Raw genomic sequence first — 9,204 nt, forward strand, 5'->3', positions numbered from 1 at the left:
TCTCCCTATGCCTACAGCTATAAAATTACCCATGAAATTTCATTGCGAAGCGTGCAATACGGTTTATTTACAAAAATATGCGGGCGATATGCTCCATAGCTATCCAAACTGCCCTAACTGTAAACAACCGGGTCAGTTACAAGGCACGATTGAAACTCAAGATTTCCTAAAACACCCCGTTGCAGTGGGTAAATGTTATTTTGAAAATACCTTACAACGTTTTCAACAACTCACGCGTTAACTAAGCTTCTAAAACTAAAAGCCCTCAATACGAGGGCTTTTTTAATAACGACATATTTAGCAACAATGTGAAAATAGAAAATTTATAAATTGGTCTGAACTTTGCTAAATAATTTGAATCAAAACAACAATTCAAGCAGAGGTGGGACATGTCATATTTACTACAAATGCCGATGAAGTTTGAATGCGGTCATTGCCATCAAATGTATCTGCATACTTATCAATATACTGATCATCACTGCCCTGAGTGTCCAACCTGTCGAGATCAAGGACTGCTCATGGGCGTAGCTGAGTGGGATGATTTGCTACAACACCCGATCGTTTTTGCTAAAAGTTATCTTAGACAGACATGGCATATGCTAAGCAAACCACACTCATGATCCCTGCAATCAAACCAAATACGGTTGCGACTCTCAATTTTTCTTTAAAGATGATGAGGCCCGCAACCACACCTAAAACTACAACCAAAATATTCATGCCAGCAAAGACGATTGCAGGTGTGTCTTTAAGCAACATGTGGGCTTTCACATACAGTGCAATATTGGCAAAGTTTAAGAGACCTAAGCCCAATCCAGCGAGGATATTTTTGGTCTGCCCCAAACTGCCGTGTTGTACGATGTTATAAATGCTCGAAAGTAAAAATGCACAAATAAACACCATATTTAAAGTCACCGCAAACTGCATGCCCAAACCTGAGGCAAATTTTAATAGCACATCAATCAGTGAATAGCCTGCCCAAACGCTTAATAAAAATAAAATCCCCTGCTTTCCATCAATGCTTCCCTTACGCTGTGAAAATAAAATCAGCAACACCGCTAGTACACCAAGTGCAATACCAATGAGCTTAATGGCATTAAAATATTCACTGAAAATAAAATATGCTGCGCTAAGAGATAGTACAACAGATAAGCGCTGAGCTAATTCGGTTTTTAAAATACCCGCCGTTTGCAGTGAGCGTGCTAAGCAATAAAAAATCGTCGGCAGTAATACACCCAAAGCCGCAATTAAAACCCACGGCGTTTTATTAATCGAAATATGAGCTAGATCCGGTTTAAACCATAGAAAACATAAAATACTCGCAGATGCATAATTCCATGTGATCATTTGTGCAGGGTTAAAACCCCGATCACGACATAGTTTTAGAATTACTGAAACGAGAACACTGCAAATCGCGGCAGCAAAGATCAATTCCATGACACGCTCTTATTCTTGAGTTGTATTTAAAGCAATTTTTCTAAGTTCAAATCAAAGAAAAGCCCACTTAATTGTGGGCTTTTCTTCAAAAATAATCTATCTCAAGACAAATTATTTATAGTGACTCACCATTTTCTCTAAAGAAATTGGACGAATCTTGTCAGCATTACCCGCTGTACCAAATGCTTCATAACGATCGATACAAATTTGTTTCATTGCATCTACAGTTGCAGAGAAGAATTTACGTGGGTCAAATTCAGCTGGTTTTTCAGCCATCATACGGCGCATAGCACCTGTAGAAGCAAGACGTAAGTCAGTATCGATGTTAATTTTACGAACACCGTGTTTGATTGCGTCTACAAGTTGGTCTACTGGAACACCGTAAGTTTCGCCGATGTTACCACCGAATTCGTTAATTACAGCCAACCATTCTTGTGGCACAGAGCTTGAACCGTGCATTACAAGATGCGTATTTGGTAACGCAGCGTGAATTTCTTTAATACGGTCAATCGCTAAGATGTCACCTGTAGGTGGACGAGTAAATTTGTACGCACCGTGTGAAGTACCCACTGCAATTGCAAGTGCGTCAACATTAGTATCTGCTACAAATGAACGCGCTTCTTCAACTGAAGTTAAAAGCTGAGAATGGTCAAGTACGCCTTCAGCGCCTACACCATCTTCTTCACCAGCCATACCAGTTTCAAGGCTACCTAAACAACCGATTTCGCCTTCTACTGAAACGCCACACGCATGTGCCATTTGAACAGTACGACGAGTCACATCTACGTTGTATTCGTATGAAGTTGGTGTTTTACCGTCTTCACCTAAAGAACCGTCCATCATCACTGATGAGAAGCCAAGTTGAATAGAACGTTGACATACGTCAGGGCTAGTACCATGGTCTTGGTGCATAACCACAGGAATATGTGGCCATTCTTCGATTGCTGCCAAAATCAAATGACGCAAGAACGGAGCGCCTGCATACTTACGTGCACCCGCAGATGCTTGTACGATTACAGGTGAATTTGTTGCATCTGCTGCAAGCATAATTGCACGCATTTGTTCTAAGTTGTTTACGTTGAATGCTGGTACGCCGTAAGCATGTTCGCCGGCGTGATCCAAGAGCTGGCGCAATGAAATAAGAGCCATAATATCCTCCCAGGTAATGCCGCATATTCTACATGCTCAATCATTTCAATTCAGCAACAAATAACACTATTTAAAAAAAAATCCCTGCATTTGCAGGGACTTTTTAAATAAAGACAACAATCTTAGTGAGTTGCTGCTGCTGAAGCGGCTGTTTCAGTGTCAGCTGTTGCTTCGTCTGCAGGTGCATTTGCAATTTCAGCAGGTACATCTTGGTTCTTTTCATCCAATACTGGCTTATCAAGTTCATCAATGGCTTTTTGTTGTTCTGGCGTTGTTTGAGCATTATCTACGGCAACAGCAGATGCTTCTGATTCCGTTGGTGCAGACTCTTTTTTAGCACACGCTGTCAAAGTTAATGGTGCGATTAAAAGTACAGCTAGTGCAAGTTTTAAGTTCATTGTTGTTTCCTACTACTGCGAATTAGGTGTTGCGATGAATTTTATTGCAGAAATATTGCACTTTGATGACGGCAAAATGAATGGACCATAAAAAAAGGCTGACCGAAGCCAACCTTTTTTAATACTGTATTATCTTATTGATAATGCTTCATTAAGCACGTTCAAGAAGCGCAGCTACAGCAGGAAGTGTTTTACCTTCTACGAATTCAAGGAAGGCACCACCACCAGTCGATATGTAACCAATTTTGTCTGCAACTTCATATTTATCAATTGCAGCAAGTGTGTCACCACCACCCGCGATCGAGAAGCCTTCAGATTCTGCAATCGCTAAAGACAATGCTTTTGTACCTTCACCGAATTGATCAACTTCGAACACACCTACTGGACCATTCCATAGAATAGTTTTTGAAGTTTTCAAAATCTCAGCAAATGCTTTTGCAGTTTCAGGGCCCACATCCAAAATCATGTCGTTGTCTGTTACATCTTCAACTTTTTTCACGACAGCTTTAGCAGCAGCTAATGAACCGAGGAAGTCTGCAAAATCAATTTCAGCAGCATCAGCAACAACAACATCTGTTGGAAGTGGTACAGATACTTTTGCAGCAATCGCTTTTGCTGTGTCGATCAAGTCATTTTCACAAAGTGATTTACCAACATTGAAGCCTGCAGCAGCTAAGAATGTATTGGCAATACCACCACCCACGATCAATTGATCACAGATGTCAGATAGTGAAGTTAATACATCTAATTTAGTAGAAACTTTTGAGCCAGCAACAATCGCAACCATTGGTTTTGCAGGAGTTTTAAGTGCACGACCTAGCGCGTCAAGCTCAGCAGCAAGTAAAGGACCTGCAGCAGCCACTTTTGCACAACGTGCTACGCCTTCAGTCGATGCTTCTGCGCGGTGAGCCGTACCAAATGCATCCATAACGTAAACATCACAAAGTGCTGCATATTTAGCAGATAATTCAGGATTGTTTTTCTTTTCACCCACGTTGAAACGGCAGTTTTCAAGTAAAACCACTTGACCTGGCGCAACGTCAACACCGTCCAAATAGTCAGTGATCAGTTGAACGTCCTGACCCAACGCCTCTGTTAAATAAGCAGCTACAGGTGCTAGAGACTGTTCTGCTTTAGGCTCACCTTCAACAGGACGACCTAAGTGTGAATACACCATTACAGCAGCACCTTTTTCTACAGCTGCTTTAATTGTTGGCAACGCCGCACGTAAACGTGCATCGCTTGTAATCACGCCATTTTTAACTGGTACGTTAAGATCTTCACGGATCAGAACACGTTTACCCGCCAAATCTAGGTCAGTCATACGCTGAAAGTTCATGCATTACTCTCTTTTATTGATATCAAAACGCGACGATTTTAAATGATTATGCAGAAAAACGTTAGCTTCTTTTGCAGAAAAGCTATGTAGAGCCAAAGTTTTGTTATGATAGCGAAAAGCCTTATAAAGATTCAGCGCTTATGTCGATTCATCCAGACCCAAATATTAATCGTTTAAATGTTTTAGGCGAACCCTTGGCAAGCTGTTGTTTTGATCCGATTACCGGATATTTTAGAAATGGCTTTTGCCATACAGCAACAATAGACCTTGGTCAGCATACGATGTGTGCACAAATGACATCTGAATTTTTAAACTTTTCCCAAAAAGTTGGCAATGACCTAATCACACCCTTACCCGAAGTTGGTTTTCCAGGACTACAACCTGGTGACTTCTGGTGTATCTGTGTGACTCGCTGGGTGGAAGCGTATCAAGAAGGATTTGCCCCACCTATTAAAATACAAGCGTGTCACCAAGCGGCGCTGTCTTATGTACCGCTTGATGTACTTATGGAATATGCAGTGTAATGAGTACTCCCAAAATCATTTTGGCTTCTAGCAGCCAAACCCGTAAAGACCTGATGGACCGTTTACGGATTGATTACCACTCAATCGTACCAGATATAGACGAAACACCTCGCGGTGAGAACCACGCCGATGAGTTAGCGAAGCGACTGGCATTTGAAAAAGCTTCAGCGATTGCAAACCAGCACCCAGACGCAATTGTGATTGGTTCTGACCAAGTCGCATGGCGCGAAGGTGCACCTGATATTTTTATCGGTAAACCGCTTTGCGATGAAAAAGCCATTAAGCAGCTTCAAGCCAATTCAGACAAAATCGTTTATTTCAGTACTGCACTCAGTGTCCATCAAAAATCGACAGGTTTTGAACAAACCCTGGTCGAGCACTATAAAGTGAAGTTTCGCAAACTTAGCTTGCCTGAAATTGAACGTTATGTTCAGGTTGAACAGCCGCTGCACTGCGCTGGCAGTTTTAAATGTGAAAGTTTAGGGATTAGCTTATTTGAAGAAATGATCGGGCAAGACCAAACTACACTCATGGGTATGCCGATGATTAAACTCTGCAATATTTTGCGTGAGCTTAAAATCTTAGTCCCATAATTTTAAAATCTTTATCCGTTACAGCATAATAAACACATCATTAGCCCTTTATGGGCTAATGATTAAAAAGTCACTTACTTATTTATTACAACCAAGAACTGAAAACATGAAAACGTTTAATTTAATTTCATCTAGCCTCATTAGCATTAGCCTTCTATTTTGTTCGACAAACGGTCATACCAATACAGTGAATCAAACTGTGACCAACTCTCAGCAATACAACAAAAACTTAGTCAATGAGTGGGTTCAATATAAATTTATCTATGCTGAATTAGAACAACAAGGCGCTGCAATGCAGGAGCAAATCATTCAACAGCTAGGGACTAAAACCAAAACCGGTGGTAGTAGCACGCCAGAACAACAAATCAATAAACTGGTTGCTCTAGGCAAACAAAAATTTGAAAGCATTCAACCACAAACAGTTGAAGTGAAAAAACTTCTAAAACTACAAACCGAAAATGTTGAAATGATGGCAAAAGTCATGCCGAATCATTTCAAATTAATGTCTGACAAAGAAAATACTAAAATTGACACCAATGCACATTTTGAGCAATTCATGAAATTTTCAGCGACAACGGCTGCTGCCAATAGCTATGATTTGGAAGTTGAAAAATTAGTCATGCAATATCTCAAAGACAATCCTTTAAAATAGTCTCAAGCTAATCGAAATAATTTAATGAAATAGAGCCTTGCTAAAAACAGGAATCTCAAGGGACAATATATCCATTAAAATTGTATGTATTTAGTTATGGCTCATTCTCTTGACATCCTCGGCGGCATAAGCGCTGAACAATTCCTTGCCGAATATTGGCAAAAAAAACCATTATTGGTTCGTAATGCACTCCCTGAAATTGCCCAAATACTTGAACCTAAAGACGTTCTTGAATTGGCTTTAGAAGACAATGTCGCTGCACGTCTCATCAAACAAAAAGATCGTGATCCTAACCAATGGACAGTGAAATCTTCTCCACTACTTAAAGCCGATTTTCAAAAAATGCCGAAACTGTGGACTTTATTGGTTCAAGCTGTCGATCATTATTCTTTTGACCTAGCCGAGCTTTGGAAGCAGTTTTCATTTATTCCGCAATGGCGTCGTGATGACATCATGGTGTCATATGCACAAAAAGGTGGCTCTGTCGGGCAACATTTTGATTTTTACGATGTATTCCTCGTACAAGGCTATGGTCACCGCCGTTGGCAATTAGGTCAGATGTGTGATGCAGATACTTCATTTGTCGAAGGTCAACCGCTTCGCTTACTGCCAGAAATGGACGTTCATTTTGATGAAGTGCTTGCTCCCGGCGACTTACTTTATGTACCACCAGGCCTATCACACTATGGCGTAGCTGAAGATGAATGTCTGACGTATTCATTTGGCTTCCGCATGCCAAATGTCACTGAAATGATGGATCGAGTGACAGACAAATTCACAGACAATCCTCTACTTAAAAATCCATTAACTGACATTTTACGTGACCAAATCAGTGCGATTGGCCAAGTGACTGAAAATGAACTTGAGTATTTAAAAGAAAAGTTATTTGAACAATTGCAAAATTTAACCGTACTTGAAGATGCAATCATGAGCTTAATGTCAGAACCTAAATATCCTGACAATATTCCTGAAGCCGAAGAAATCGGCACTGGTGATCTTGAAGAGGCCTTAGATCAAGGCTATCAACTCATGTTAGAACCGGCTTCACGCTTACTATATACAGAGCAAGACGGTGATATTTTGTTTTGGGCAAATGGCGAAGGAATCTGTATCTCAGACGAATTTGCAGTGCATTTAAAAACCATTGCCGATGGCCAAAGTCTAGCGCTAGACGAATCTTTATATGATGCTGATATCTTAGAAGATATTGCCATGCTATTAAATGAATCTGTGCTGATGCTCGTCCCAACGGAAGCTGAATAAACTCAATAAAAAGGGAGCGTCATGCTCCCTTTTTATACTGCTGAATAGCATTATTTTCGCTTTCTACGATTTAAAAAATCTTCGACTTGATCGGCTTTTTTTTCCACGATGACGTGATAAACCCATACTATCAACAACACCAGTCCAATAAACCACAGATAGCGCATTACGCTGTATTTAAGGTGAAGACATAGACTAGAATGTGGTGATCGTAGATACCATCGGAATTCAAATATAAAAGCCTAAAAACAAAAGCGAAGCTATGGTGACAAGAAAAAAGGCACATATTTTCAAAGTTTAAGTCATTATTCATCGCAGATTCAAATCCCAAGTGCGACACATTTGTAGTTAGTTGAAAAAGTTAGATGTATTCATAGAATCATTAGACTTTTTCAACTCGCAATTGGAAAGCACACAATGAAGAAATACACCCAACTTTCTCAAGATGAAAGATACAAAATTTATGCTACTTTGAAAAGTAAAAGTTCAATCGCTACCCTTGCTCGGGAATTAGGACGTTCACGATCAACCATCTACCGTGAATTAAAAAGAAATACTGGGCAACGTGGATATAGAGCTCAACAGGCAGCTAAATTTGCAAGTCAAAGACGGTACCGTCCTTCATCATCAATGACAGCATTTGCCTTCGCTTATATTGATTATTTGATTGGTTTGGACTGGTCACCCGAACAAATTTCAGGTGCTTTAACACAACGCGATTGGCTGGATGTACCTTCACATGAGTGGATTTACCAGTACATTTATCAAGATAAATCAAAAGGCGGTAAACTTCATCTACATTTAAGGCATCAGAAGAAATATCGAAAACGCGGTTACAAAAACACGGATCGTAGGGGTCAAATCATTGATAAAACAAGTATTCACTGCCGACACCAGGTCATTGATCAACGACAACGTTTAGGAGATTTCGAAGGTGACACGGTGATTGGTAAACATCATAAAGGTGCTTTATTGACTCTCGTTGATCGAAAGAGCCTGTATGTACATATTGTTCATTTAGGGCCAACGAGAGCATCCCCTCAAACGATTACTTATGCATTAGATCGTTTACGAATGAGCCATGCTTATAGCGTGACATTTGATAATGGCAAAGAATTTTCCGAACACAAAAGAATTACTGATACCGGCATAGAGGCGTATTTCGCTGACCCTTACAAGTCTATTCAGCGAGCTAGAAATGAAAATACGAATGGTTTAATCCGTCAATATCTGCCAAAATCATCATCGTTTGATGACGTGTCAAACGAACAAATAGAGCAGATAGAATTTGCACTCAACCATCGTCCTAGAAAAACACTAGGTTGGTATACACCGAGTGAAGTTATGGCTGGTTTTTATACTGTTGCACTTGCTGCTTGAATCCGCCATTTTAAAAAAATTTAAAGTCAAATATCACAATCATGGTTTTTTTACATACTTTATCCCAGTATTCATAATCTTTTGAATTATTTAGTTTTTTATAATAAAGTCTTAAGTTGTAAATAGCATCAGGGTTCCCATTTATTGCTAATGGTTTTATTATTTCAATAGCTGTATTAATATTAGCTCCCACACCATACCCTTTAAAATAGATTTCTTTCATAAGTCATTTTTCACTCAGCTCCAAGTTATAAATTCCAGCAATTAGATTGAATCTTAATGCTAGTCTTTTGCCTCGATTGCGATATCGCTCAGCAAGAATTTTGAAGGTTTTCAAACTGCCAAATACATGCTCAATTCCAATTCTTCTTTTATTGATTTCCTGATTATAGATTTTTAGTTCGGAATCCAGTTTACAGCGCTTCTTTGCTTTTAATGGCAACAAGCTATTTGGATACACTGTATAAATTCC

12 protein-coding genes are annotated in these 9,204 nt (G+C 39.7%); 6 read left to right on the plus strand and 6 right to left on the minus strand.

Features of this window, described 5'->3' with window-relative positions; translation table 11 throughout:
* Positions 1-7: 7 nt before the first annotated feature.
* Positions 8-241 (plus strand): hypothetical protein, encoded by a 234-nt coding sequence (locus tag FTV38_RS13320; RefSeq protein WP_078188692.1) that lies wholly within the window; start codon positions 8-10, stop codon positions 239-241.
* Positions 242-579: 338 nt separating this feature from the next.
* Here the strand turns inward: FTV38_RS13320 and FTV38_RS13325 are convergent, their stop codons facing one another.
* From FTV38_RS13325 to FTV38_RS13340, 4 genes are all read right to left on the minus strand, one after another.
* Positions 580-1,434: an EamA family transporter gene (locus tag FTV38_RS13325; protein ID WP_180022723.1), complete on the minus strand. Its 855-nt coding sequence runs from the start codon at positions 1,432-1,434 to the stop codon at positions 580-582.
* 111 nt (positions 1,435-1,545) lie between these two features.
* Entirely contained in the window at positions 1,546-2,583 is a 1,038-nt protein-coding gene (gene fba / locus FTV38_RS13330; protein WP_078193509.1) for a class II fructose-bisphosphate aldolase, read from the minus strand.
* 122 nt (positions 2,584-2,705) lie between these two features.
* Positions 2,706-2,981, minus strand: a complete 276-nt coding sequence (locus FTV38_RS13335) for a hypothetical protein (protein WP_168379677.1) — start codon at positions 2,979-2,981, stop codon at positions 2,706-2,708.
* 151 nt (positions 2,982-3,132) lie between these two features.
* Complete coding sequence (locus FTV38_RS13340) at positions 3,133-4,320, minus strand: phosphoglycerate kinase (protein ID WP_168379678.1); 1,188 nt, start codon at positions 4,318-4,320, stop codon at positions 3,133-3,135.
* 140 nt (positions 4,321-4,460) lie between these two features.
* On the opposite strand from FTV38_RS13340, the gene FTV38_RS13345 reads away from it, so the two are divergent.
* From FTV38_RS13345 to FTV38_RS13365, 5 genes are all read left to right on the plus strand, one after another.
* On the plus strand, positions 4,461-4,844 hold the full coding sequence (locus FTV38_RS13345) for a DUF2237 family protein (RefSeq protein WP_180004637.1): 384 nt from the start codon (positions 4,461-4,463) through the stop codon (positions 4,842-4,844).
* Positions 4,844-5,437 carry a nucleoside triphosphate pyrophosphatase gene (locus FTV38_RS13350; RefSeq protein ID WP_180022724.1) on the plus strand — a complete coding sequence of 198 codons (594 nt, stop codon included), beginning with the start codon at positions 4,844-4,846 and terminating at the stop codon, positions 5,435-5,437. The genes FTV38_RS13345 and FTV38_RS13350 overlap by 1 nt, the downstream gene beginning before the upstream one ends.
* A 106-nt stretch (positions 5,438-5,543) precedes the next feature.
* Positions 5,544-6,089 carry a hypothetical protein gene (locus FTV38_RS13355; protein ID WP_180022725.1) on the plus strand — a complete coding sequence of 182 codons (546 nt, stop codon included), beginning with the start codon at positions 5,544-5,546 and terminating at the stop codon, positions 6,087-6,089.
* Positions 6,090-6,185: 96 nt separating this feature from the next.
* Entirely contained in the window at positions 6,186-7,352 is a 1,167-nt protein-coding gene (locus FTV38_RS13360; protein ID WP_180022726.1) for a cupin domain-containing protein, read from the plus strand.
* Positions 7,353-7,769: 417 nt separating this feature from the next.
* Positions 7,770-8,732, plus strand: coding sequence for an IS30 family transposase (locus FTV38_RS13365; RefSeq protein WP_180022727.1), 963 nt, complete (start codon positions 7,770-7,772; stop codon positions 8,730-8,732).
* A gap of 10 nt (positions 8,733-8,742) precedes the next feature.
* Here the strand turns inward: FTV38_RS13365 and FTV38_RS13370 are convergent, their stop codons facing one another.
* Positions 8,743-8,955 (minus strand): sel1 repeat family protein, encoded by a 213-nt coding sequence (locus FTV38_RS13370; protein ID WP_180022728.1) that lies wholly within the window; start codon positions 8,953-8,955, stop codon positions 8,743-8,745.
* A 3-nt stretch (positions 8,956-8,958) separates the two neighbouring features.
* Positions 8,959-9,204: transposase family protein (locus tag FTV38_RS13375; protein WP_180022611.1), on the minus strand; the 246-nt coding region annotated here is incomplete at its 5' end.

The sequence above is a fragment of the Acinetobacter sp. YH16044 genome (assembly GCF_013417145.1).
In the GTDB taxonomy this organism is placed as follows: domain Bacteria; phylum Pseudomonadota; class Gammaproteobacteria; order Pseudomonadales; family Moraxellaceae; genus Acinetobacter; species Acinetobacter amyesii.